Source organism: Rhodococcus sp. IEGM 1351, assembly GCF_030056875.1.
Taxonomy (GTDB): domain Bacteria; phylum Actinomycetota; class Actinomycetes; order Mycobacteriales; family Mycobacteriaceae; genus Rhodococcus_F; species Rhodococcus_F opacus.
On record NZ_JASHKU010000121.1, the window covers coordinates 1 to 311 of the forward strand.

A 311-nucleotide genomic window follows, 5' to 3' on the forward strand; every position below is an offset into this window, starting at 1 on the left:
GGCGAGGCCGCGGCGCTTCAGCGACGAGCTGGGCAGCGTGGCGGGGTGGGCGGCGGGCGGCTGGGGCGCCGTCGCGTGGGCGGAGGCGGGGGGGGGGTCGCCGGGGACCGGGGGCGGGGGGCGCGGGGAGCGGGCGGGTGCGGTGGCCGGTGGAGCGTCGCGGGGGGCGGGGTGTTGGGGGGCCACGGGGGGGCGGGGATCCTGCGGTGGGCGGCCGAAGGTGCGCGGGCGGGGGGGGTGCGCGGCCGGGGCCGGCGGGGGACGCCTGGCCTGGGCCGGTGCGAGCGCCCCACGCGGGGGGGGGGCGGCGA

At 86.8% G+C, this 311-nt stretch carries 1 pseudogene; it reads right to left on the reverse strand.

The annotated features are described in order from the left end of the window. Nucleotides 1-186, reverse strand: a pseudogene (locus QM806_RS42050) (transglycosylase family protein); the annotation flags it as partial. Nucleotides 187-311: the final 125 nt, after the last annotated feature.